The following is a 25,092-nucleotide window of genomic DNA, read 5'->3' as shown; positions in this document are numbered from 1 at the left end:
TGAGCCCCGTCGTGCGTGGTTGCCGCGCGGGTGCTGTCCCGGGGTCGCGAGCGCCGCCTCCGGTCTCGGGGCGGGGATGTTGGCGCGCAACCGACGATTCGACCGGAAGAGCTCTGTGAGGACCGGCTCGACCCTCGGTGGAGGTGACTGCGGTGGTTCCGTGGTGGCTCATGGCGGTGCTGGTGTTCGGCGCGAACTTCGCGCTCTGGGGCGGGGTCGGGCTGCTGCGCGCGACGGCCGTCTGCGGTGGCTGGTTGCGCAGGCGGGCGCTGCGGAGGTCCTGGTTGCTGCGCGCCCTAGCCGATCTGCGCGGCGTCTGGTCCGCGTTGCCGGAGACCCGGCGCAAGCGGCGAGACGAGGTGCCGCCGGGCGGGAGGATCGGAGTGGACCGAGTGGCCGTGCTCATGCCCGCCCACAACGAGGAGCTCGTGATATCCGAGAGCCTCGAGTCGGTGATCGCCCTCGTCCCGCGGAGCAACGTCCACGTCGTCTCCGACGGATCGACCGACCGCACGGTCGAACTCGCCGAGCGGGCCGGGGTGAACGTGATCAGCACCCACACCAACGTGGGCAAGGCGGGTGCCCTGCGGGAGGCGGTCGAACGTTTCGGTCTGGTCGAGCACTACCCGGTGGTGCTGCTGCTCGACGCCGACACCAGGCTCGACGAGAACTACTTCCGCGCGGCACTGCCCCTGTTCGACAATCCCGAGGTGGCGGCCGTGGCCGGGTTCGTCCGCAGCGACTGGGACCGGTCCGGCCTGTCCCCGCTCGGCAGGTTGCTCGTGTGCCACCGGCAGCGCATCTACGCGCTGGGGCAGTACCTGCTCAAGTTCGGCCAGACCTGGCTGCGGTGCAACGCCACGCACATCGTGCCCGGCTTCGCCAGCATGTACCGCACGGCGGTCCTGCCGTACATCGACATGGACCCCCCGGGGCTGGTGATCGAGGACTTCAACATGACCTTCGAGGTCTACCAGAAGGGACTCGGCAAGGTGGGATTCACACCGAGGGCGGTGGCGATCACCCAGGACCCGGACAACCTCGGGGACTACGTGCGTCAGACGAGGAGGTGGGCGCTGGGGCTGTGGCAGACGGTCCGTCGCCACCGGCCGCGGCTCAACCTGTTCAGCTGCATGGTGTGTCTGCTGCTGGTGGAACTGTTCACCAGCAGCCTGGTGATGGTGCTTTTCCCCGCTGTGCTGCTGGTGCTGTTCCTGCCGCGGCTGTTTCCCGCCACGGCCGGGGTGCCCGTGCTCGGCCCGCTCCACGAGACGATGACCGAGCACGTCACCCCGCTGGGGTTGGTGCTCGGAGTGGTCGCGGTCGACCTGTCGCTGAGCCTGCTGGTGGCCTTGGTGCTGCGGAAGCCGCGCTTCCTGCTCTTCGGGGTGTTCTTCCTGGTGCTGCGCGTGCTGGACTGCTCGCTGTCGCTGTACACCCTGCCCGTGGCCTGGATGACCAGGTCGACGGGGCGCTGGCGCAGCCCGGGGCGACGGGCTCCGGTGCGCAGGGGCGCGGCCGCGTGCGGACCGGACTCCGCGGTGGGTGGTTGAGCACGGCCGGAGCACCTCGACTCGCCCGGTCCGCCCACTCGGAAGCGGGAGGCGGTTTCCGGAAGGACTCGGCGCGCGGGTTCGTGGCGGAGCGTGGCTGCTCGCCCGGCGCGGCAGTGCGGGGCGGAGACCGAGCGGTGCGGCCGCTGCCGGCAGTGACGTTCTGCGATCGTGGACCAGCTGGGGCAGAATCCACTGCGTGACCGCCGTGAACGCGGGTGTTGAGCCTTCCTGGGGGCGAGAGAATGCTGCGCCTGTTGCTGTTGGACGAACAACGGATGTTCGTCGAGGCACTCGGGCAGTGTCTGTCCACCGTGCCGGACCTGTGGGTGGCCGGTAGCGCCGATCCGGCCCAAGTCGACCTTCCGGACAAGGCGGCCGCGACACGCCCGGACGTGATAATGATCGACGTCGCTCCGTTCGGCGCCCGAGCATCCGAGGTGCTGCGCTTCCTGAGCGAGACCTCTCCCGCGAGCTCCCTGGTGGTACTGGCTTCGCAGTCGCGGCCCGCGCTGGCCGTGGAGGCGGCGCGCGCGGGCGTGATCGCCTGGGTGCCCAAGGAACGGGGGATCGCCGAGCTGGTGACGGTGATCCGCGGCGCGTCCCGCGGGGAGGGGTGGTATCCCCCCGAGGTGCTGGGGATGGTGCTGCGTTCGCTGCGCGAGGACGTCCGCAGCGCGGCCGCCGGCGACGGGCCGCTGGACGTGCTCAGCTCCAGGGAGCGCGACGTGCTGGCAGGCATGGTCGCGGGAAAGCGCGCGTGGCGGATCGCGGAGGAGCTGTTCATCTCGGTGCAGACCGTGCGCACGCACACGCGCAGCATCCTGGGCAAGTTGAACGTGCACAGTCAGCTGGAGGCAGTGACGTTGGCCCGCTCCGTGGCCGACACCGCCGCGAAGCCGAAGCCCGTTCAGGGGATCGCCGGCGGGGATCCGGTATGAGCGGTGGACGTCTCGTTCGGGGAGCCCCCGGGCGGAGGTCGAAACGCGCTCGACGGCGGAGCGCCGCACCGGAGAACGGCGTCGCCGCGGTGATCACCCGCCTGGAGGGCGGTGCCGGGATCGTGGCGCTGCGCTCGGCGGTGGCCCTCGTCGAGCGGCGCTGTCCGGTCACCATAGTCACCGGTGGTGGCGGGGAACTGGTGGAACAGGCGCGCGAGGCGGGTGTACCGGTGGTGATCGAACCGGCACTGTGCAAGCCAGTCCGTCCCCGGCACGACCTGGTGGCGCTGTGGCGTCTCCGCGCGCTGTTCGCGCGGTGCGGGTTCGACGTCGTGCACACCCACACGGCCAAGGCGGGGGCCGTGGGACGGGTGGCCGCGTGGTGGTCGGGCACGCGGCGCGTGGTGCACACCTACCACGGTTTCCCGTTCCACTCCTTCCAGAGCGCGTTTCGCCGGGGGAGTTACGTGCTCATCGAACGCGCTCTCGGGGGGATCACCGATGTGGCCCTGTGCGTCGGTTCCGGAGTGACCGCGGAGGCCCTCCGACGTGACCTGGTCGGACGGGACAGGGTGCGCACCACCGGTGTTCCCGTTTCCCGGGCCGTCGCACCCGCCGATCCGGTGTCCAGACGGGGCGCCCGCCGCGCTCTGGGGGTCTCCGAGGACCGCCTGCTGGTCGGGGCGGTGGGCAGGCTGACGTACCAGAAGTCCCCTGAGGACTTGATCACGGCGCTGGCCCTGCTGGGACGCGAGGACGTCAGCGGCGTCTGGGTGGGAGACGGGGACCGACGTGCGCCGGTGTCCAGGCTGGTCGAGAGCGAACTCGCCGGGAACTTCACTCTGCTGGGGGACTGTCCGAATGTTCCGGACCTGCTGCCCGCCTTCGACGTGTTCGTGCTGCCGAGCAGGTACGAAGGGCTCCCGCTGGCCCTGGCCGAAGCGATGCGATGCGGTCTCCCCGTGGTGGCCACGGACGTGAACGCCGTCCCCGATCTGGTGACGGCGGGGACCACGGGGTTGCTCGTCCCGCCCGAACGCCCGGACCTGCTGGCCGCGGCGTTGGCGAGGCTGTTGGACTCCCCCGCCGAGCGCGCGACGATGGGGGCAGCGGGCAGGAAGCGGATCGACGAGCGCTTCGACATCGACACGCTCGTCCGGGCCCTGGAGGAGGCCTATGTGGACGACAGAGCCGAACACGATGCGAAGTGAAAAAGTAACGTAAAGTGCATGGCGCTTCGTGAACAGGTACAACTGGGGCATCGAATTCAACGAGGCCGGTGCGGACCCACCGACGCGCGGATGATCGGCTCGGCGCTCCGGGGACGGAGGTCCGCCTGTCGTGCCGGAACACACCCGGTGCGGCCCGCTGGTGGATTCGGCGAGGATCCGCTCCACCGTGCGCGGTGTCTGGCCGCCCCGTGGAACGTGGTCCACGGCGCTGAGGGGGTAAGCGATGGCTCGACTGGTTCTCGGGGACGACCACACGGTTTTCGTGGACGCGTTGACGACCGTGCTGCCGCAGCGCGGTATCGAAGTGGTGGGCACGGCGGACACCATCGAGGGAACGGTGGAGATGGTGCGGGGGAACCGCCCCGATGTGTGCCTGTTGGACAGGTTCTTCGTCGACGGAGACGTGCTGGACTCGTTGGACGAGGTCATGAGGGCGGGCGGCCCGCGGATGCGCTTGGTGCTGCTCACGGCTGACCGCGAGACCGCGGCGATCCGCCGCGCGATGCGCACGGGGGCAGCGGGCTACGTCAACAAGATGTGCGGGCTGACCGCCCTGGTGGAGGCGGTTCGCAAGGTCTCGGCCGGCGAACCGGTGACCCGGTTGCCCGCGCTGGCGATGGAGCGCAACGCGGACGGGGTGGCCTTCGGTGACGAGGCACTGCTCGAGGAGCTCACGCCTCGGGAACGGGAGTGCCTGCGGTTGTTGGTCAACGGCGCGCACACGAAGACCATGGCCAGGGACCTGGGGGTCTCCGACGCGACGGTGCGGACTCACGTGCAGGGATTGCTGACCAAGATGGGGGTGCACTCGCGGCTGGAGGCGGTCAGCCTCGCCGTGCGCCACAGCCTGGTGGACGGGACCTGACAGCTCGGCGATCGATGGGATCTCGGAATCACCTCCGGTGACCCCCGATGTGGGAAAGCAGCAGTTCGTTGACCCGTTCGGGAGCCTCCTCCGCCATCCAGTGCGAGACACCGTCCAGGACCTCGAACCTGTACTCGCCCGCGACGTAGTCGGCGGTCGCTTCCGCCGCCCGCGCGCCCACGGCGCTGTCCTCGGTGCTCCACACGTAGAGGGTGGGCACGGTGATCCTGCCCACCGCGCCGCTGTGCCGCACGGCCCGGTACCAGTTCAGCGCCGCCGTGAGCGCACCGGGTGCGCGCATTCTCTCCAGGTACGCCGTCACGTGCTCGGCGGGGACCCTGTCCTCGAACAGCTCGCGGATCCGGGCCGCGTCCTCGTCCAGCAGCGTGCGCTCGGCGTCCTCGGAGCGGAAGAGACGCATGTAGGCCGATCTGCGCTGCTGGTCCGGATCGTGCGCGAGCGCCTGCCCGAAAGCCTCCGGATGGGGGATCGACAGGGCGGACAGCGTGCTCACCCGCTCCGGAACCGCCCCCGCCACCGACCAGGCCACCGCGGATCCCCAGTCGTGGCCGACCAGGTCGAAGCGGTCCCAGCCCACTTGGTCCGCGACGGCCAGGACGTCACCGATGAGCTTCTCCATCCGGTACTCGGTGACGGCTTCCGGACGCACCCCGGGCGAGTAGCCCCGCTGGTCCGGAGCGATCGCGTGATAGCCGGCTTGCGCCAGGGCACCGAGCTGCCGCTGCCACTGCAGCCCCGACTCGGGGAAGCCGTGCAGCAGCAACACGCCGTGTTCGCTCGGGGGTCCTGCCTCGAGAGCGTCGAACTTTCCCGCGGCGGTGGGGATCGTGACATGATCGGACACACACTCACCTTACGCGGACGAGCCGCCGCGGATCCAGCAGTGCGCTCGACGGGCAGCCGGATCGTGTTGTCGTTGCAGGGGCTCGCGGGCGGACGATTCCCTGCTCGGGAACCGCGGGGAGCAGGTTCTTGGAGCGCTGTTCGCGCGGGGCTCCCCGCGGGTGGAGCGGTGTGGCTCCGGACGGACGACGCGGTTAACTTGTGAGGTCCGCCGCACGGTCCGGTGCGGAAAAGTTTTCGACTGTGGAGAGTGGTTTGGGAATGGTCGAGGCCACCGCTTTCGGGGCCGCAGGCGTCGGGGGAGAGGAGAACCACGACGACACGGCCACCGAGCAGTTCCGCCGGGCGCGGGACTTCCTGCTGCGGAACAGGACGGATCACGAGGCGGCGCACGCCGGCTTCCGCTGGCCCGGGTTCGAGCGGTTCAACTGGGCCCTGGACTGGTTCGACACCATAGGGCGGCGTACCGATCGTCCGGCGCTGTGGATCACACGCCCGGACGGCGGGGAGGAGAAGGTGTCCTACGCCGAGCTGACGAAGCGTTCCAACCGGGTGGCGAACTGGTTGCGCGAGCTGGGAGCCGTGCGCGGGGACCGGTTGATACTCATGCTCGACAACAGGGCGGAGCTCTGGGAGACCCTGCTGGCCGCCATGAAGCTCGGCGTGGTGACCATCCCCGCCACACCGCTGCTTGGGCCTGCCGAGCTGCGGGACCGGGTGGAGCGCGGTCGGGCGAACCACGTGGTGACCGGTGCCGAGCACGTCGCCAAGTTCGCCGAGGTCGAGGGCGACTACACGCGGATAGCCGTCGGCGAGGAGACGAGCGGGTGGGTGAACTACGCCGACAGCGCGGGGGCCGACGAGCGGTTCGCCCCGGAAGGGATCACCCGCGCGGACGACCCGCTGCTGCTGTACTTCACCTCGGGGACCACCGCGTTGCCCAAGCTGGTCGAGCACACCCACGTGTCCTACCCGGTCGGGCATCTCAGCACGATGTACTGGCTGGGGCTGCAGCCGGGGGACGTGCATCTCAACATCTCCTCCCCGGGGTGGGCGAAGCACGCCTGGAGTTGCGTGTTCGCCCCGTTCAACGCCGAGGCGACCGTGTTCGTGCACGGTTACGAGCGCTTCGCCCCCGAGCGGTTGCTCGACGAGATGTCCCGCTGCGGAGTGACGAGCTTCTGCGCCCCGCCGACCGTCTGGAGGATGCTGGTCCAGTCCGACCTCGGACGGCTGAGCCGGCCTCCGCGAAGCGTCGTCAGCGCGGGCGAACCCCTCAACCCCGAGGTGATCGAGCAGGTCGCCCGGAAGTGGTCGGTGACGATCCGGGACGGCTTCGGGCAGACCGAGAGCAGCGTGCAGGTCGCGAACACTCCCGGAATGCCGGTGAAGGAGGGGTCCATGGGCAGGCCCCTTCCCGGTTTCGACGTGGCCCTGGTGGATCCGGAGACCGGGGAGCGCACCACGGAGGGGGAGATCTGCCTGGCGCTGGCCCCGCCTCCCGTGGGGTTGATGAGCGGCTACTCCGACGCGGAGCAAACGGCCGAGGTGATGCGCGACGGCTACTACCACACGGGTGACGTGGGGAGCGTGGACGAGGACGGCTACATCACCTACGTCGGACGCACCGACGACGTGTTCAAGTCTTCGGACTACCGGATCTCGCCCTTCGAGCTGGAAAGCGTGCTCCTGCAGCACCCGGCCGTGGCCGAGGCCGCCGTGGTGCCCGCTCCCGACCCGATACGCCTGGCCGTTCCGAAGGCCTACGTCGTGCTGGCGGCGGGCTGCGTGGGCGACAGGGACACGGCCCTGAGCGTGTTGCGCTACGCACGTGAGCAGCTGGCCGCCTACAAGCGGATCCGCAGGCTGCAGTTCGACGAGCTGCCGAAGACGATCTCGGGCAAGATTCGGCGCGTGGAGCTGCGCTCGCGGGAGCTGGACCGTCTCGAGGAGGGGGAACGCACTCCGGGGGTCGAGTTCGGAGAAGAGGACTTCCCCGAGTTGAAGAGGTGAGGCCGGCCACCGTTCCCCGCTCCGGCTCGCCGCGACGCGGGGAACGGTGCCGGGGCGCCTCCCGCGTGGCCCGCGAGTATTCACGAACGAATCCAGCACAATCAATTGTGCGGATTGTCGACAATTAAAAGGTAGAAATGGGGAAGCCGTGGGGCGTCCGAAAAATTCCTCAGGGGTCGCGCGGGCGGAGTCGTGCTCCGCGGCCGTATTGGATGTGCCGTGACCTGCGCGGAAGTCGGACCTCGCGATCGAGGGTGGGGTGTCTCACCGTCATCGGGGTTCGAGTGTAACATCCGAGCTCCCGCCGACGATGGAACGGACAGCGGCGAATAAAGAATAGGGCGCGAACTCCCGCTCCGGGGGCGTGATTCATCGAATCGTACGCTTGCACCCGGCGTGTCGCCTGTGGTATGCGCTGCGCACGCGCATTGTACGACAACCATCAGGAGATTGCCTTTGCCGGATCGTAACCCGGGGAAGTGAATGAGTGAATCATTCCAGGTGAGAGCGGATTTTTTCACCCTGGGTAGCTACTCGAATCAGGTGATGGTCCCATTTTTATGATTAGGGTCACAGCTATTTGCTGTTGCATTTTTCGTGAATGCGCCTAAGTTGGGTTCTCGGCGTACGGAATCTGCGTCGGGATCGGACGGCAAAGGTGCCGACCGAGTGTGCTGATCGATGCCAGCGCGCGGCCCCTCAGTCGGCTGCCCGCATCGGTCCGGCGTGCCCCTTGTGTGAGGTGACCCGGCGCGCCCGTGAAAGCTCGGGGCGGCGAATTCGCCGCGGTTCCGAGCGATGCAGTGGCGCTTGACCAACGCGAGTGGGAGCTGAGTATGACCAAGAGCGTGGACGACATTGCCCGTGGTGACCAGGCAGGGGACGACCAGGACCCGGTGCACCGCGAGCAGCAGACGTTCGGCGACAATCCGTTGGAAGTACGCGACACTGATCACTACACGCATGAGTACGTCGGTGGTTTTGTCGACAAGTGGGACGATCTGATCGATTGGAAGAAGCGCTACGAGAGCGAGGGCAGCTTCTTCATCGACCAATTGCGCGCACGCGGTGTCGAGACCGTGCTGGACGCGGCGGCCGGGACCGGCTTTCACTCGGTCCGGTTGCTCGAGGAGGGGTTTGAGACCGTCAGCGCGGACGGCAGCCCGCAGATGCTGGCCAAGGCCTTCAGTAACGGACTGGCCTACAACGGTCACATTCTGCGTGTGGTCAACGCGGACTGGCGCTGGCTCAACCGTGACGTGCACGGCGAATACGACGCGATCATCTGCCTGGGCAACTCCTTCACCCACCTGTTCTCGGAGCGGGACCGTCGCAAGGCGCTGGCGGAGTTCTACGCGATGCTCAAGCACGACGGTGTCCTGATCATCGACCAGCGGAACTACGACTCCATTCTTGACAACGGCTTCTCCAGCAAGCACACGTATTACTACGCCGGTGAGGACGTTTCCGCGGAGCCCGACCACATCGATGACGGACTGGCCAGGTTCAAGTACACCTTCCCGGACAAGTCCGAATTCTTCCTGAACATGTATCCGCTGCGGAAAGACTACATGCGGCGGCTCATGCGTGAGGTCGGTTTCCAGAGGATTGACACCTACGGTGATTTCCAGGAAACTTACGGAGAAGACGAGCCCGACTTCTACATCCACGTCGCGGAGAAGAGCTACCGCACCGAGGACGAGTTCGTCGACATGTACTCGAATGCGGTGCACACCGCGCGGGACTACTACAACTCCGAGGACGCGGACAACTTCTACTACCACGTCTGGGGCGGCAACGACATCCACGTCGGGCTGTACCAGACACCGCAGGAGGACATCGCCACCGCCAGCGAGCGCACTGTTCAGCGGATGGCGGGCAAGGTGGACATCACCCCCGAAACGAGGGTGCTGGACCTCGGTGCCGGCTACGGCGGAGCCGCGCGGTACCTGGCCAGGACCTACGGGTGCCACGTCACCTGCCTCAACCTCAGCGAGGTGGAGAACCAGCGCAACCGCGAGATCACTCGTGCGGAGGGACTCGAGCACCTCATCGAGGTGACCGACGGTTCCTTCGAGGATCTCCCCTACCAGGACAACGCGTTCGACGTGGTCTGGTCGCAGGACTCCTTCCTCCACAGCGGTGACCGCGGCAGGGTCATGGAAGAGGTGACCCGGGTCCTCAAACCGAAGGGTTCGGTGCTGTTCACCGATCCGATGGCGTCCGACTCGGCGAAGAAGAACGAGCTCGGTCCCATCCTGGACAGGCTGCACCTGGACTCGCTCGGCTCGCCCGGTTTCTACCGGAAGGAGCTGACTCGTCTCGGGTTGCAGAACATCGAGTTCGACGACCTCAGCGAGTACCTGCCCGTCCACTACGGCCGGGTTCTGGAAGTGTTGGAGAGCCGGGAGAACGAGCTCGCCGACTTCATCGGCGAGGAGTACCGGACTCATATGAAGACCGGGCTGCGCAACTGGGTGCAGGCCGGCAATGGCGGGAGCCTGGCCTGGGGCATCATCCACGCCAGGGCATGACAGCCGTCGCGTACGAAGAACGATCCGAAGCAGTAAGCAGTGAGGTGAAGATCAGCCGTGACTGAGATGAACCGCAGGTTGTTCACCAGTGAGTCCGTGACCGAGGGCCACCCGGACAAGATGGCCGACTCGATCAGCGACGCGATCCTGGACGCGATGCTGGCTCAGGACCCCCGCTCCCGCGTGGCCATGGAGACCATGATCACCACCGGGCAGGTGCACCTGGCCGGCGAGGTCACCACCGAGGCCGACGTCGACCTGCCCGCGATCGTGCGGCAGAAGGTCCTCGAGATCGGCTACGACAACTCGGCCAAGGGCTTCGACGGAGACTCCTGCGGCATCAACGTCTCCATCGACGCGCAGTCGCCGGACATCGGCCAGGGCGTGGACTCGGCGCACGAGTCCCGCGTCGAGGGTGCTATCGACGAGATCGCCAGCCAGGGTGCCGGTGACCAGGGTCTGATGTTCGGTTACGCCACCAACGAGACCGACGAGCTCATGCCGCTGCCGATCGCCCTGGCGCACCGCATGTCGCGCAGGCTGACCAGGGTGCGCACCGAGGGCGTGCTGCCCTACCTGCGTGCCGACGGCAAGACCCAGGTGACGGTCGAGTACGCGGGCGACCAGCCGGTCCGGCTGGACACCGCCGTGCTCTCCACGCAGCACGCCAACGACATCGACCTGGACGCGATGTTGGCCCCCGACGTCCGCGAGCACGTCATCAACCCGGAGATCGAGCGGGTCGGCCTGGACACCACGGACCTGCGTCTGCTGGTGAATCCGACGGGTCGGTTCGTCACGGGTGGTCCGATGGGTGACTGCGGTCTGACGGGTCGCAAGATCATCGTGGACACTTACGGTGGTATGGCGCGGCACGGTGGTGGCGCGTTCTCGGGCAAGGACCCGTCGAAGGTGGACCGCTCGGCGGCGTACGCGACTCGGTGGGTGGCCAAGAACGCGGTGGCCGCGGGCTTGGCGAGCCGGATCGAGGTGCAGACGGCGTACGCGATCGGCAAGGCGGCTCCGGTGGGTCTGTTCGTGGAGACCTTCGGTACGGAGAACGTGGATCCGGTCAAGATTCAGGCGGCGATCAACGAGGTGTTCGATCTGCGTCCGGCGGCGTTGATCCGTGATCTGGATCTGCTGCGGCCGATTTACACGCCGACGGCGGCCTACGGGCACTTCGGGCGTACGGATGTGGACCTGCCCTGGGAACGCACCAACCGCGTCGAGGCGCTGAAGAACGCCGCGGGCCTCTGACGGCCGACCACGCGACGTATCGTCGACGCCGCGGGGCGCGGGCCTCCCGCGCCCCGCGGCGTGGCGAGCAGTACCAGGTTCGCTCACCCCAGATGACCGCCGGCCGGTGGCGGGCCACCGACATCGGCCTTGGTGAAGGAGTTTCGCAGTGCAAATTGCGGTGACCGGCTCGATCGCCACCGACCATTTGATGTCCTTTCCCGGCAAGATCGCCGACCAGCTCATCGCGGACCGGCTCGACCAGGTCTCGCTGTCGTTCCTCGTGGACGAGCTGGAAGTCCGTCGTGGTGGTGTCGCGGGCAACATCACGTTCGGTCTCGGCCAACTCGGCGTGAAGTCGCTGTTGGTCGGCGCTGTCGGCGAGGACTTCGCCGAGTACCGCACCTGGTTGGAGCGCCACGGCGTGGACACCAGCACGGTGCACACCTCGAAGACGGCCCACACGGCCCGCTTCACGTGCACCACGGACGAGACGCAGAACCAGATCGCCTCGTTCTACCCGGGCGCCATGTCCGAGGCGCGCGAGATCGAGCTCAAGCCGATCTCCGACCGCGTGGGCGGCCTGGATCTCGTGGTCGTCTCGGCGAACGACCCCGAGGCGATGCTGCGGCACAGTCAGGAGTGCCGCGACCGCGGCTACGAGTTCCTGGCTGATCCGGGCCAGCAGCTCGCCCGCATGGACGGCCCGCAGATCCGTAAGCTGGTGGAGGGTGCCAAGTACCTGTTCACCAACGAGTACGAGCACAGCCTGCTGCTGCAGACCACCGGGCTCTCGCACGCCGAGGTGCTGCAGCAGGTCGGCATGTGGGTCACTTCGCTGGGCGAGAACGGTGTGCGCATCGAGTCCGCCTCGGCGAAGACGATCGAGATCGCCCCGGTGAAGCCGAAGCAGGTCGGTGACCCGACGGGTGTCGGCGACGCGCTGCGCGCGGGCTTCCTCGCCGGGCTGTCGAACGGGCTGGGGCTGGAGCGCTCCATCCAGCTCGGCTGCACCCTCGCGACCACGTCCCTGGAGACCGACGGTCCCCAGGAATACGAAGTGGAGAAGGGCTCGTTCGTGTCCAGGTTCGCCGAGGCTTACGGCAACCAGGCCGCGGGTGAAATCGAGTCCGTGCTTCGCTGAAGCGTTCGGAAGGCAGCGTGATGACGACACAGGAAGAATCGGGCCGTCGGGACAACGACCCGAGTGGGTTCCTCACGGCCATCGCCGAACGCGTGCTCGTCGGGGACGGCGGCATGGGTACGGCGTTGCAGGAGCACGATCTGACCCTGGAGGACTTCAACAACCTCGAGGGTTGCAACGAGATCCTCAACGAAACGCGCCCCGACATCGTTCGGTCTGTCTACCGGGGCTTCCTGGAGAACGGTTCGGACGCCATCGAGTCGAACACGTTCGGCTGCAACCTGCCGAACCTCGGCGAGTACGGGATCGAGGACCGCATCCGGGACCTCGCCGAGAAGGGCGTGGCGCTGGCGCGGGAGTGCTGCGACGAGTACTCCACCCCGGAGAAGCCACGCTTCATACTGGGGTCGATGGGACCGGGGACCAAGCTCCCCACCCTCGGACACGCGCCGTACGCCGATCTGCGGGACGCCTACCACGAGCAGGTGCTGGGCATGCTCGACGGCGGCGTCGACGTGATCCTGGTGGAGACCTCGCAGGACCTGCTGCAGACCAAGGCCTCGATCATCGCCGCCAAGCGGGCGATGGAGCAGCAGCAGAAGTGGGTCCCGATCATCGCCCACGTCACGGTCGAGCAGACCGGCACGATGCTGGTCGGCTCCGAGATCGGTGCGGCGTTGACGGCGCTGGAGCCGCTCGGCATCGACATGATCGGGATGAACTGTGCGACCGGCCCGGCCGAGATGACCGAGCACCTGCGGGTGCTGGCCGACCACGCGACCGTTCCGATCTCGGTGATGCCGAACGCGGGCCTGCCCGAGCTGGGGCCGAACGGCGCCGTCTACCCGCTGCAGCCCCACGAGCTGTCCGAGGCGCTGGTCGACTTCGTCAACAACTACGGTGCCCGCCTCGTCGGCGGTTGCTGCGGTGTGACCGGCGAGCACGTGCGCCAGGTCGCCGAGGCGGTCAGCGGGATCACCCCGACTCCGCGCGAGCCGGAGGTGGTGCCCTCGGTCTCGTCGATGTACCAGGCGATCCCCTTCGAGCAGGAAGCCTCGATCTTCAACGTCGGCGAGCGCACCAACGCCAACGGTTCCAAGGCGTTCCGCGAGGCGATGGTCGAGCAGCGCTACGACGACTGCATCGAGATCGCCAAGGGGCAGACCCGCGAGGGCGCGCACATGCTCGACCTGTGCGTGGACTACGTGGGTCGGGACGGCACCCACGACATGCGGGAGCTGGCCTCGCGACTGGCCACCTCCTCCACACTGCCGGTCATGGTCGACTCCACCGAGCCCGCGGTGATCGAGGTCGGCCTGGAGCACCTCGGTGGTCGGTGCGCGATCAACTCGATCAACTACGAGGACGGCACCGAAGAGGGCGGGCGCTACGACCAGGTCATGAAGATGGCCGTCGAGCACGGCGCCACCGTGGTCTGCACCTGCATCGACGAGGACGGCCAGGCCCGCAACGCCGAGTGGAAGCTGCGGGTGGCCGAGCGGCTCGTCGACGACCTCACCAACAACTGGGGTCTCGACAAGTCCGCGATCATCATCGACACCCTGGTCTTCCCGATCACCACGGGCCAGGAGGAGGTCCGCAAGGACGCCATCGAGACGATCAACGCGATCCGGGAGCTCAAGCGGCGGCACCCCGAGGTGCAGACCACGCTGGGGCTGTCGAACGTCTCCTTCGGGCTCAACGCAGCGGCCCGGCAGGTGCTCAACTCGGTCTTCCTCAACGAGTGCCGCGAGGCCGGGCTGGACAGCGCGATCCTGCACGCCTCCAAGATCCTGCCGATGAACAGGATCGACGAGGAGGCCCGCCAGGTCGCCCTGGACCTCGTCTACGACCGGCGCACCGAGGCGACCGAGACCGAGCCGGCCTACGATCCGCTGCAGAAGCTCATGTCGCTGTTCGAGGGCAAGTCGGCGGAGTCCAGCGGTGCCTCCAAGGCCGAGGAGCTCGCCGCGATGCCGCTGTTCGAGCGGCTGCAGCAGCGCATCATCGACGGCGAGATGAACGGTCTCAACGCCGATCTCGACGAGGCGATGCAGGAGAAGAAGCCGCTCGAGATCGTCAACGACACCCTGCTGGCGGGGATGAAGGTCGTCGGTGATCTCTTCGGTGCCGGCCAGATGCAGCTGCCGTTCGTGCTGCAGGCGGCCGAGGCCATGAAGACCGCTGTGGCCTACCTCGAGCCGCACATGGACAAGGACGACTCCGGCGGCAAGGGCAAGTTGCTGTTGGCCACGGTCAAGGGCGATGTGCACGACATCGGCAAGAACCTGGTCGACATCATCGTGTCCAACAACGGCTACGACGTGGTCAACATCGGCATCAAGCAGCCGATCAACACCATTCTCGAAGAGGCCGAGAAGAACGACGTCGACGCGATCGGCATGTCCGGGCTGCTGGTCAAGTCCACGGTGATCATGAAGGAGAACCTGGGGGAGATGAACTCCAGGGGACTGGCCGAGAAGTACCCGGTGCTGCTCGGTGGCGCCGCCCTCACCAGGTCCTTCGTCGAGAACGACCTCGACGAGATGTACGAGGGCGACGTGCGTTACGCCAAGGACGCCTTCGAGGGACTCAAGCTCATGGACCGCGTCATGCAGTCCAAGCGCGGCGAGGCCCCGGAGGAGGACGAGGCCGAGAAGGCGAAGAAGGCCGAGCGCAAGGCCAGGCGCGAGCGTTCCAACCGGATCGCCGAGAAGCGCAAGGCCGAGCAGGGGCCGGAGCCCGACGAGCGGGACGACAGCGTTCGTTCCGACGTCGACCCGGACGTGCCGGTTCCGACCCCACCGTTCTGGGGCCCCAAGGTAGTCAAGGGGCTGTCCAGCAACGAGTACCTCGCGCTGCTCGACGAGCGGGCCACGTTCTTCGGACAGTGGGGGCTGCGTGGCGCCAAGAAGGGCCAGGGGCCGAGCTACGAGGAGCTCGTGGAAAGCGACGGACGTCCGCGGCTGCGTGCGTGGATGGACGAACTGGCCACCAAGGGCATCCTGCAGCACGCCGCCCTGGTCTACGGCTACTTCCCCTGCGTGTCCGAGGGCAACGATCTGATCGTGCTGGACAAGGACGCCCCGGACGCCCCGGAGCGCCACCGCTTCAACTTCCCGCGGCAGAAGCGCGACCGCAGGCTGTGCCTGGCCGACTTCTACCGCTCGCGGGAGAAGGCGGAAGCAACCGGGCAGGTCGACGTGCTCCCGCTGCAGCTGGTCACGATGGGGCAACCCATCGCCGACTACGCCAACGAGCTGTTCACCTCCAACGCCTACCGGGACTACCTGGAGATCCACGGGCTCGGTGTGCAGCTCACCGAGGCGATGGCCGAGTACTGGCACCGCCGCATCCGCAGCGAGCTGCAGTGGTCCTCCGGCGAGTCGGTCGCCTCCGAGGACCCGGACAACGTCGAGGAGTTCTTCAAGCTCGGTTACCGGGGCGCCCGCTTCTCGCTCGGCTACGGTGCCTGCCCGGACCTGGAGGACCGCTCCAAGATCGTCGACCTCCTCGGTGCGGAGAACATCGGGGTCGAGCTCTCGGAGGAGTTCCAGCTGCATCCGGAGCAGTCCACGGACGCGATCGTGGCCCACCATCCCGAGGCCAAGTACTTCAACACCTGAGCGGCGCAGGCGATACTGGCCGAAAAGCTGCCCGATAGAGGAAACTAGGAAGGGAAATCATGAGCCCGAAGTTGCAGAAGGCAGGCGGCATCGAGTTCGCCATCGCGGATCCCAAGCTGGCCGAGTCCGGCCGTCACCAGATCCGTCTGGCCGAGCACGAGATGCCGGGCCTGATGGCGACTCGCCGGGAGTACGCGGACAGCAAGCCGCTGAAGGGCGCGCGTATCGCGGGCTCGCTGCACATGACCGTGCAGACCGCGGTGCTGATCGAGACTCTCGTTGAGCTCGGCGCCGAGGTGCGCTGGGTTTCCTGCAACATCTTCTCCACCCAGGACGAGGCCGCCGCCGCGGTGGTGGTCGGTCCGAACGGCACCCCGGAGAACCCCACCGGTGTCCCGGTGTTCGCCTGGAAGGGCGAGACGCTGGAGGAGTACTGGTGGTGCACCAACCAGCTGTTCCAGGGCTTCTCCAACAACCAGGGCCCGAACATGATCCTGGACGACGGCGGCGACGCCACCATGCTGGTCCAGAAGGGCGTCGAGTTCGAGACGGCCGGTGCCGTCCCGCAGCCCACCGAGGACGACCCGGACGAGTTCAAGGTCGTGCTGTCGGTGCTGCGCGAGAGCCTCGCGGGCGACAAGCAGCGCTTCACCAAGGCGGCCAAGGAGATCAAGGGCGTCACCGAGGAGACCACCACCGGCGTGCACAAGCTCTACGAGCTGGTCAAGTCCGGTGACCTGCTGTTCCCGGCGATCAACGTCAACGACTCGGTGACCAAGTCGAAGTTCGACAACAAGTACGGTTGCCGCCACTCGCTGGTCGACGGCATCAACCGCGCCACCGATGTGCTCATCGGCGGCAAGGTCGCGGTCGTGTGCGGCTTCGGTGACGTCGGCAAGGGCTCGGCCGAGTCGCTGCGCGGGCAGGGCGCCCGGGTCATCGTCACCGAGATCGACCCGATCTGCGCGCTCCAGGCCGCGATGGAGGGCTACGAGGTCAAGACGATGGACGAGGTCGTCGAGACCGCCGACATCTTCATCACGACCACGGGCAACTTCGACGTGATCACCGCTGACCACATGAAGCGGATGAAGCACAACGCCATCGTGGGCAACATCGGCCACTTCGACAACGAGATCGACATGGCCGGCCTGGAGAAGACTCCCGGCATCAAGAAGACCGAGATCAAGCCGCAGGTGCACGAGTTCACCTTCACCGACGGGCACGCGATCATCGTGCTGTCCGAGGGCAGGCTGCTCAACCTGGGCAACGCCACCGGCCACCCCAGCTTCGTGATGTCGAACTCGTTCACCAACCAGACGATCGCCCAGATCGAGCTGTTCAACAAGACCGACGAGTACGACCGCGACGTCTACATGCTGCCCAAGCACCTCGACGAGAAGGTCGCCCGGCTGCATCTCGACGCGCTCGGCGTCAACCTCACCAAGATGACCAAGGCTCAGGCCGAGTACATCGGTGTGGACGTCGAGGGGCCGTACAAGCCGGAGCACTACCGCTACTGATCCGGTTCCCGCGCGAAAGAGCGTGACGTGGGTGGCCACCGCTGATCGTGGTGGCCACCCACGTGTACCGGACCCCAACGACACAGTCGAGGAGGCCTGAACGTGACTCGGGTCGTGGACCGGCTACAGCCGGGCAGGACCGTGTTCTCCGTGGAGTTCTTCCCGCCGCGCAACGATGACGAAGAGCGGATCCTCTGGAAGGCCGTGCGCGAGCTGGAACCGCTGGATCCCGCCTACGTCTCGGTGACCTACGGCGCGGGCGGATCCAGCAGGGACCGCACGATTCGCACGGTCGGGCGCATCGCCCGGGAAACCACCATGCCGCCGATGGCCCACCTGACCGGGGTGGACCACTCCAAGAGCGAACTGCGCCACGTCGTCGGCTCGCTGGCCAACGAGGGCATCCGAAACATCCTGGCGATCCGCGGGGATCCACCGGGGGACCCGATGGGGGAGTGGATCCCGCATCCGGAGGGGATCCTCTACGCGGACGAGCTGGTGAGCCTGATTCGCTCCTGCGGGGACTTCTCGGTGGGGGTGGCCGCGTTTCCGCACATGCATCCGCGTTCCACCGACCTCGAGACGGAGACGGACCACCTCGTCGGCAAGATCCGGGCTGGATCGGAGTTCGCGGTCGCGCAGCTCTTCCTGCAGCCCGAGTACTTCCTGAGGCTGCGGGACCGGTTGGCCGCCCGCGACTGCCACGTTCCCCTGCTTCCCGGAGTCATGCCGATTACGACTCCCAAGGTGTTGAACAAGTTCCAGCACCTGGCAGGGGTTCCCGTGCCTCCGGAGGTCTCCGCGGTGCTCGACCCCCTGCAGGACGATCCGCAGGCCTTCCGCGCAGCGGGGATAGACCTGACGACCAAGCTGTGCGAGCGGTTGATCGCGGAAGGCGTGCCCGGCCTGCACTTCTACAGCCTCAACCGGGCGAAGGCCACCCGCGAGGTGGTGGACAACCTCGGACTGGCCGAGGGAGTGCTCCAGCCCGCCTGAAGCCCGCGCTGAGCCCGCGAGCGCCGCCGCCCCGCCTGCATCGGTGGGGCGGCGGCGCTTCTCGCGGCCGAGACCCTGTCCCTCGGACCGAGACCGAGAAGTCAACCGCGGGCGGTCTCGCGATCACGTGCTCGTCACCTCCGTGCGATTCGGTGGGTTCGTTCCCGACGAGGACCTGCACTGGAGGATTCGTTGAGCAACGAGCCCAGTCCCCACCACCTCGACCGCCGCGGCTTCCTCGCCGCCACCGGCCTGGTCGGTGCCACCGGAGCACTGCAGGCGCTGATGACCAACACCGCCGCGGCCGCAGGGCCCGGTCGTGGCAACAACCGCGGTGTCCGCGCCGCGGACAACGGCGGGTACGGACCGCTGGAACCGGCCTCCCCGAACGGTGAGCTCCTGCTGCCCGCGGGGTTCTCCTACGTCGCGTTCGGCGAGACCGGCAGCATCATGCGGGACGGAACCCCGACCCCCTCCCGGCACGACGGGATGGCCGCCTTCGCCGCGGACGACGACGGGATCCGGCTGGTCCGCAACCACGAGCAGACCGAGGGATCCGCGTTCGCGCAACCGAGCTACGATCCCGCCGGCGCGGGCGGGACGACCACCCTGGTGTTCGACCCGGACCGCATGCGTCTGGTCGAGTCGTTCCCGACGCTGGCGGGCACGGTGCGCAACTGCGCCGGTGGTCGCACTCCGAGCGGGTCCTGGCTGTCCTGCGAGGAGACCTTCACGGGGCTGGGAGTGCAGCACCCGCACGGTTACGTGTTCGAGGTTCCCGTCGACTCCGAGGGGCCCGTCGAGCCCACCCCGATTCCGGCGATGGGACGTTTCACCCACGAGGCCGTGGCAGTGGACCCGGAGACCGGTATTGTCTACGAGACCGAGGACCGGGGCAGCGCGGGCTTCTACCGGTTCGTCCCGAACGATCCGGCCGACCTGTCCGCGGGCGGCAGCCTGCAGATGCTCGCGATCGTCGACCAACCCCGCTACGACACGCGCAACGGTCAGCGTCCCGGACAGCCGCTGCCGGTCGAGTGGGTCGACATCTCCGATCCCGACCCGGACAGCGACGATTCGCTCGCGGTCTTCTACCAGGGCAGGGAAAGGGGCGGTGCGGTCTTCGCCCGGCTGGAAGGCGCCTGGTTCGGCGAGGGCTCGGTGTTCATCAACTCCACCAGCGGAGGCGATGCCGGCCTCGGCCAGGTGTGGCAGTACCGGCCGACCGGGTCCTCCGGAGGCCAGCTGATCCTGGTCTACGAGTCCACCGACCCCGAGCTGCTGGAAAGCCCGGACAACATCTGCGTGTCCCCGAACAGCGGTGGGCTGGTGCTCTGCGAGGACGGTGGCGGTTCCGACATGTTGCGAGGCGTGACCACCGACGGCGAGATCTTCGACTTCGCCGCGCTGAACAGTTCCAACACCAGTGAGCTCGCCGGAGCGACCTTCAGCCCGGACGGCAGGGTGCTCTTCTTCAACGTGCAGACGCCGGGGGTGACCTACGCGATCACCGGTCCCTGGCACAACGGCGCCCTCTGAGCGAGCGCCGGGGAAGTCGCCCGCCTGAACTGGACCGCCGTCGCGCCCGAACGCGGGTGCGGCGGCGGGGCCGCCCGGCAGCGGGCTCAGAGCATCTCCAGGGCCGCCTTCTCGATCCCGGTCTCGTCGAGCAGCACCCGGTAGGCGGCCTCGCCGAGGGGGATGAAGGAGTCCGCGCTGGTCACGCGGCGGATCTTTCCGGTGAAACCGGAGTCGACCAGCGCGGTGACCACGCGCTCCGAGATTCCGCCCGAGGTGCGCGTCTCGTCGGCGATCAACACTCTCCCCGTGGCCTCGGCGGCGGTGAACAGCTGCTCGCGGGGCAGTGGCGCCAGCCAGCGCAGGTCCAGCACGCGCACCCCCACACCGCGCTGTGCCAGCCGCCGCGCGGCGCGGAGGCTCATGGCCAGCCCGTTGCCCGTGGTGACCAGGGTCAGATCTGACCCCGCGAAGTACTGCCGAGCGGTACCGAGCGGTACGTGTCCCGTCCCGACGGCGGGGTACCGCGCGGTCCAGCCCTCGTCGTCGTGCTCGTGCAGATCGCGGGTGTGGTACAGCGCTATGGGCTCGAGGAAGACGCAGACCCTGCCGTCGACGGCGGCCGCGGCCACGCAGGTGCGCAGCATGGCGGCCGCGTCGTCCGGCTTGGCCGGTGAGGCCACCACCAGCCCCGGGACGTCCAGCAGGGCCGCCACGCTGTTGTCGTTGTGGAAGTGGCCGCCGAAACCTCGTTGATAGGCGTAACCGGGAATCCGCACCACCATCGGGTTGCGGTAGCGCCCGTTGGAGAAGAACCCCGTGGTGCTGGCCTCCCCGCGAAGCTGATCGGCGGCGTTGTGCAGGTAAGCCAGGTACTGGATCTCGGGCACGGGCAGCAGGCCGGCCAGACCGGCCCCCAGCGCCGTGCCGAGGATGCTCTGCTCGTCCAGCAGCGTGTCGAAGACCCGTCCCGCGCCGAACCGCTTCCACAACCCCCGGGTGACCCCGTACACGCCGCCCTTGCGGGCGACGTCCTGCCCGAACACCAGCACGCGCCCGTCCCGTTCGAGCTCCTCCGCCAGGGCGCGGTTGATGCTCTGCGCCAGTGTCAGGGCCTCCTGCTCGGCGGGCTCGGCGGTACCACCCCGATCCGCGGAGGCGGACCGCTCGGCCGTCGATGCCCCGGGGGAGCAGGCCCTGGTGGCGATCTCCTCCGGGGTTTCCGGGGCGATCGGCGCGCTGATCTCCGCGCTGCTGGTCAGCTTGCGCCTGCCGAGCGCCCACTCGGCGGTTTCGGCGACCTCCGCGCGTTTGGCCTCGTAGCGGTCGACCACCTCTGCGGGGGACAGCACGCCGTTGCGCACCAGTGCCGCGCCCGTGGCCAGCAACGGGTCCCTGCGTTGCTCGGCGGCGATCTCGGTCCTGCTGCGGTACCCGGTTTCCACGTCCGAACCGGCGTGTCCCATCAGGCGGACGGTGCGCAGGTGCAGAAAAGCCGGTCTGCGGTGTCGCCGCACCCAGTCCGCGGCGCGTTCGGCCGTGGACAGGCACTCCGCGGGTTCGTCGCCCTCGACGGCGAAGTAGGGCAGGCCCGCGCGCGAGCCGAAGGTCCGCTGTATCCACCCCTCCGGGGTGGGCACGCTGATCCCGATCCCGTTGTCCTCGCACACGAGCAGCAGCGGCAGGGGAATCATCCGATAGGCGCAGTGCAGTGCCGTGTTGATCGCGCCGGTGGCGGTGGAGTGGTTGGCCGAGGCGTCGCCGAAGCTGCACACCACCACCGAGTCCCGCGGCCACTCGCCGTCGACCCCCAGCTTGCGGGAGCGCTCGAGGGCGAAGGCCAGCCCCACCGCACGGGGCAGGTGGGAGGCGATGGTGGAGGTCTGGGGCAGCACGCTCAGCTCGGCGTTGCCGAAGACCTTGTGCCTGCCGCCGGCCATCGGCTCCTCGGCCGCCGCGACCACTCCGAGCAGGACGTCGCGCAGCGGAGTCGTTCCCGCTCGCTGCGCGGCTCGACGCAGGTAGAACCCACCGGAGCGGTAGTGCAGCAGCGCCGGATCGGTGTGGCGCAGCGCAGCGGCCACCGCGGCGTTCGACTCGTGCCCCGCGGAGCCGATGCTGTAGTAGCCGGATCCCCGCCTGCCCAGCTCGCGTGCGGCCAGGTCCAGGTGCCTGCTCCCGATCTGGCTGTCGAAGAGCTCGAGGAGCCCGCTGGCGTCCGCGGGTCCAGGTCGTGGTGCGGCGGGGGGACCGCACTGCCGCATCCCGGACACCTCGCTGAGGAAGTTCTCATCGACCGGTTCGCTGCGCTGCTGTTCCATCCTTCTCCGATCGGGCGGGGCGGTTGTCGCGGCGGGGCGTCTCGCGAACGGCTCCGGAGCCGCAGCTGCTCGAAGAGGTCGGACCGAGCTGCTCGGCGAGTGGTGTCCCCGTGGTTCACGGGGCTGCTGCGGCACTGGGCCCACGGGTCAGTTCCGCGCCGAGTCCCGCGGGCGGTCCGCGCTCCGTTCACCGTGCGGCTGCGGCCAGTCCGCGGACAGGGCGGCGCAGGACTTGGCGAGGCGGTCCAGCGCGAACGGGAGCAGCGGATTGGTGTTGTTCGGCCGGTAGATCGCCTTGACCCTGCGCCAGGGGCGCTGTCCGGCTATCGGTGCGGTCCTGATCCCCGCGCCGTTCACCGCCAGGGCGGGCAGCAGGGCAGGGCCGAGTCCACGCGCCACCAGGTCGCGGATCACCCCGTAGTCGTTGCTGCGGAACACGATGTTCGGAACGAACCCGGCGGCCGCGGCCATGCGCACCAGTACTCGTCCTCCCGCCGTGTCGTCCCTGGTGCAAATCCACGACTCCTCGGCGAGCTCGCCCAGTTCGACCGAGTCGCCGTCGGCCAGCCGGTGCCGTTCCGGCAGGGCCAGCCAGAGCGGTTCGGCGATCAGCTCCTCGGTGCGCAGCTCCGCGGGCCAGCAACGCGGGTCCAGGTCGTACTCGAAGACCACGGCGGCGTCGGTGACCCCTTCGCGCACGTCGTCGATGACCTCGTCCGGCTCGCCCTCGTCGAGCTGCAGCCGCGCGTTCGGGCGCTCGGAGACCACCGCGGCCAGCACGTCGGGCAGTATCCGGGAGTTGGCCGTGGCGAAGCCGGCCAGCCGGAGGCCGCCCTCGTCACCGACGGCCATGGCCCTGATCTCGCGTTCGAGCGCGTCCAGCTCGCCGAGCACCTCCCCACCCCGGTCGGCCAGTCGCTCGGCCAGCGGGGTGAGGTGGATGCTGCGTGCCGTGCGTTCGAACAGGCTCGCTCCGAGCGTGCGCTCCAGCAGCACCATCTGCTGGGACACTGCCGAGGCCGTGTATCCGAGTATCCGCCCCGCCTCGGCGAAGGAACCGGTGCGCACGCACTCCCGCAGGGTGCGCAGATGTATCGGGTTGAGCACTTCGACGCTCCCCGGTGCCGGGTCAGCGGTGTCCGCGGAGATCGGCGGGCAGGCGGTAGTCCAACTCGGGTTCCACGGCTCCGACATCCATCTGGGCCTTTTGCAGCTTTCCGGAGAAGTCCCAGTTCAGCGACTGCCACCGGGTGAACTGGTCGATCACCCACATGCCGGAGAGCCTGCTTCCGTTCCCCGATCTGCCGTTGCCGCCGAACGGGAGGTGGGCCTCGGCTCCCGAGGTGGAGTTGTTGGCGCTGACCATCCCGGCCCCGATCCCTTCGCGGAAGCGGAAGGCCGTCGCCGGATCGGTGGTGTACACGGCGGCGGAGAGCCCGTAGCCGGGGAGGTTGCCCAGCTCGATGGCTTCGTCGAGGGTCTCGAAGGTGGTGACGCCGACGATCGGGCCGAACGTTTCCTGCTGGAAGAGGTGATCGTCGCTGCGCAGCCCGTCCACCAGCACGGGGTGGTAGTAGAGCCCGGTGGAGTGGTCGCCGCGGAATCCCTTGCGCGGGTTGGCGTCGGTGATCCGCCCCGTGGACTCCGAACCGAGCACCCGGTGGTGCGGTGCTATCTCACCGAGGACGTCGTCGAAGTTGTCCGCGAACTTGCGGTCCAGCATCGGACCGTAGAGCACGTCCTGCGTCGGATTGCCGATCACGGCTTCCTTGAGCGCGGTGTCCAGTCGCCGCACGAACTCGTCGTGCACGTCCCGGTGCACGATGATGTTGCCGAGCGAGGTGCAGCGCTGCCCGCCCGTTCCCCACCCGGAGAACAGGGCTCCCTCGACGGCGAGCTCCAGATCGGCGTCGGGCGCCACGACCATGGGGTTCTTCCCGCCGAGTTCCAGGCAGGGAGTCTGCAGGTACCTTCCGCAGAGCTCGCCGATGTCGCGCCCGACCCGGCTGGATCCGGTGAAACCGACCTTGTCGACGACACCTTCCTCCAGTGCGGCCCGCAGTCCCTCGAAAGTGGACTCGCCCTCCGCGTAGACGAGGTTGAGCACTCCCTCCGGAACGCCGGCCTTCCAGGCGAGCTCGGCCAGCGCCCGTGCGGTGGCCGCGGCGTACTCGGCCGGTTTCCAGACCACGGCGTTGCCACAGACGAGGGCGGGGGCCAGGTACCAGGAGGGGACCGCCACGGGGAAGTTCCCCGCCGTGATGACGGTGGCCACCCCGACCGGGGAGCGGAAGGTGAACAGTTCCTTGTCCGGCATCTCGGAGGGAACGGTCTGGCCGTACAGCCTGCGGCCCTCGCCGACGAAGTAGTCGCAGGTGTCGATGATCTCCTGCACCTCGCCGAGGGCTTCGGTGTAGGGCTTGCCGATCTCACGGGTCACCAGGCTCGCCAGCGCTTCCTTGTTGGACTCCACGAGCCTGCCGAACCCGGCCACGACCCGGCCGCGCACCGGAGCGGGTACGCGGGCCCAGTCCCGCTGCGCCCGGCGCGCGCTGCGTGCCGCGGTGAGCAGCGCGTCCGGGCCTTCCAACCGCACCCGTGCCACCACGTCGTCCAGCTCGGCCGGATTCCGCGAGAGATACTGGCCGTGATCACTCCGGTCCACCGCGTCCGGCGCGGAGTCGGTGGCCCTGTCCGTCGAACCGATCACGGATCCGCACGTC

At 68.2% G+C, this 25,092-nt stretch carries 16 protein-coding genes; 12 read left to right on the top strand and 4 right to left on the bottom strand.

Annotation, left to right across the window (positions count from 1 at the left end; translation table 11 throughout):
- Positions 1–152: 152 nt before the first annotated feature.
- The 4 genes from G9Q41_RS07535 to G9Q41_RS07520 all read left to right on the top strand — a co-directional run bounded on the left by G9Q41_RS07535 (position 153) and on the right by G9Q41_RS07520 (position 4,591).
- Entirely contained in the window at positions 153–1,553 is a 1,401-nt protein-coding gene (locus tag G9Q41_RS07535) for a glycosyltransferase family 2 protein (protein ID WP_165632204.1), read from the top strand.
- 245 nt (positions 1,554–1,798) lie between these two features.
- Positions 1,799–2,494, top strand: coding sequence for a response regulator transcription factor (locus G9Q41_RS07530; RefSeq protein ID WP_165632203.1), 696 nt, complete (start codon positions 1,799–1,801; stop codon positions 2,492–2,494).
- The gene (locus tag G9Q41_RS07525; RefSeq protein ID WP_165632202.1) at positions 2,491–3,705 is read left to right on the top strand and encodes a glycosyltransferase family 4 protein; all 1,215 of its coding nucleotides are present in this window, start codon (positions 2,491–2,493) and stop codon (positions 3,703–3,705) included. The genes G9Q41_RS07530 and G9Q41_RS07525 overlap by 4 nt, the downstream gene beginning before the upstream one ends.
- A 244-nt stretch (positions 3,706–3,949) precedes the next feature.
- On the top strand, positions 3,950–4,591 hold the full coding sequence (locus tag G9Q41_RS07520; protein WP_092521913.1) for a response regulator transcription factor: 642 nt from the start codon (positions 3,950–3,952) through the stop codon (positions 4,589–4,591).
- A 28-nt stretch (positions 4,592–4,619) separates the two neighbouring features.
- Here G9Q41_RS07520 and G9Q41_RS07515 read toward each other — a convergent pair whose 3' ends face one another.
- Entirely contained in the window at positions 4,620–5,456 is an 837-nt protein-coding gene (locus G9Q41_RS07515; RefSeq protein ID WP_165632201.1) for an alpha/beta hydrolase, read from the bottom strand.
- A gap of 260 nt (positions 5,457–5,716) precedes the next feature.
- Here G9Q41_RS07515 and G9Q41_RS07510 point away from each other — a divergent pair, with 260 nt between their 5' ends.
- The 8 genes from G9Q41_RS07510 (at position 5,717) to G9Q41_RS07475 (ending at position 20,069) form a co-directional block, all read left to right on the top strand.
- Positions 5,717–7,468, top strand: a complete 1,752-nt coding sequence (locus tag G9Q41_RS07510; RefSeq protein WP_207630791.1) for an AMP-binding protein — start codon at positions 5,717–5,719, stop codon at positions 7,466–7,468.
- A gap of 836 nt (positions 7,469–8,304) precedes the next feature.
- A complete protein-coding gene (locus G9Q41_RS07505) occupies positions 8,305–10,002 on the top strand; it encodes a class I SAM-dependent methyltransferase (RefSeq protein WP_092521911.1) in 1,698 nt (565 codons plus the stop codon).
- 66 nt (positions 10,003–10,068) lie between these two features.
- The gene (gene metK, locus G9Q41_RS07500) at positions 10,069–11,262 is read left to right on the top strand and encodes a methionine adenosyltransferase (RefSeq protein ID WP_092521910.1); all 1,194 of its coding nucleotides are present in this window, start codon (positions 10,069–10,071) and stop codon (positions 11,260–11,262) included.
- Between the two features lie 148 nt (positions 11,263–11,410).
- Positions 11,411–12,385: a carbohydrate kinase family protein gene (locus G9Q41_RS07495; RefSeq protein WP_092521909.1), complete on the top strand. Its 975-nt coding sequence runs from the start codon at positions 11,411–11,413 to the stop codon at positions 12,383–12,385.
- Positions 12,386–12,405: 20 nt separating this feature from the next.
- Positions 12,406–16,011 carry a methionine synthase gene (gene metH / locus G9Q41_RS07490; protein WP_165632200.1) on the top strand — a complete coding sequence of 1,202 codons (3,606 nt, stop codon included), beginning with the start codon at positions 12,406–12,408 and terminating at the stop codon, positions 16,009–16,011.
- A 59-nt stretch (positions 16,012–16,070) separates the two neighbouring features.
- Positions 16,071–17,534, top strand: a complete 1,464-nt coding sequence (gene ahcY, locus G9Q41_RS07485) for an adenosylhomocysteinase (protein WP_092521907.1) — start codon at positions 16,071–16,073, stop codon at positions 17,532–17,534.
- A 102-nt stretch (positions 17,535–17,636) separates the two neighbouring features.
- Positions 17,637–18,530 carry a methylenetetrahydrofolate reductase gene (locus G9Q41_RS07480; protein WP_092521906.1) on the top strand — a complete coding sequence of 298 codons (894 nt, stop codon included), beginning with the start codon at positions 17,637–17,639 and terminating at the stop codon, positions 18,528–18,530.
- A 192-nt stretch (positions 18,531–18,722) separates the two neighbouring features.
- Positions 18,723–20,069, top strand: a complete 1,347-nt coding sequence (locus G9Q41_RS07475; protein ID WP_207630724.1) for an alkaline phosphatase PhoX — start codon at positions 18,723–18,725, stop codon at positions 20,067–20,069.
- An 86-nt stretch (positions 20,070–20,155) separates the two neighbouring features.
- Here the strand turns inward: G9Q41_RS07475 and G9Q41_RS07470 are convergent, their stop codons facing one another.
- From G9Q41_RS07470 to G9Q41_RS07460, 3 genes are all read right to left on the bottom strand, one after another.
- On the bottom strand, positions 20,156–22,369 hold the full coding sequence (locus G9Q41_RS07470; protein WP_165632199.1) for a thiamine pyrophosphate-dependent enzyme: 2,214 nt from the start codon (positions 22,367–22,369) through the stop codon (positions 20,156–20,158).
- Positions 22,370–22,516: 147 nt separating this feature from the next.
- Complete coding sequence (locus tag G9Q41_RS07465) at positions 22,517–23,476, bottom strand: LysR family transcriptional regulator (RefSeq protein ID WP_165632198.1); 960 nt, start codon at positions 23,474–23,476, stop codon at positions 22,517–22,519.
- A gap of 22 nt (positions 23,477–23,498) precedes the next feature.
- Positions 23,499–25,034 carry an aldehyde dehydrogenase family protein gene (locus tag G9Q41_RS07460; protein WP_347567509.1) on the bottom strand — a complete coding sequence of 512 codons (1,536 nt, stop codon included), beginning with the start codon at positions 25,032–25,034 and terminating at the stop codon, positions 23,499–23,501.
- Positions 25,035–25,092: the final 58 nt, after the last annotated feature.

Origin of the sequence: Actinopolyspora sp. BKK2 (assembly GCF_011291845.1) — a bacterium.
Taxonomy (GTDB): domain Bacteria; phylum Actinomycetota; class Actinomycetes; order Mycobacteriales; family Pseudonocardiaceae; genus Actinopolyspora; species Actinopolyspora saharensis.
The sequence above is the reverse complement of the archived record's forward strand: the minus strand, read 5'-3'. Positions and strand labels throughout refer to the sequence as shown.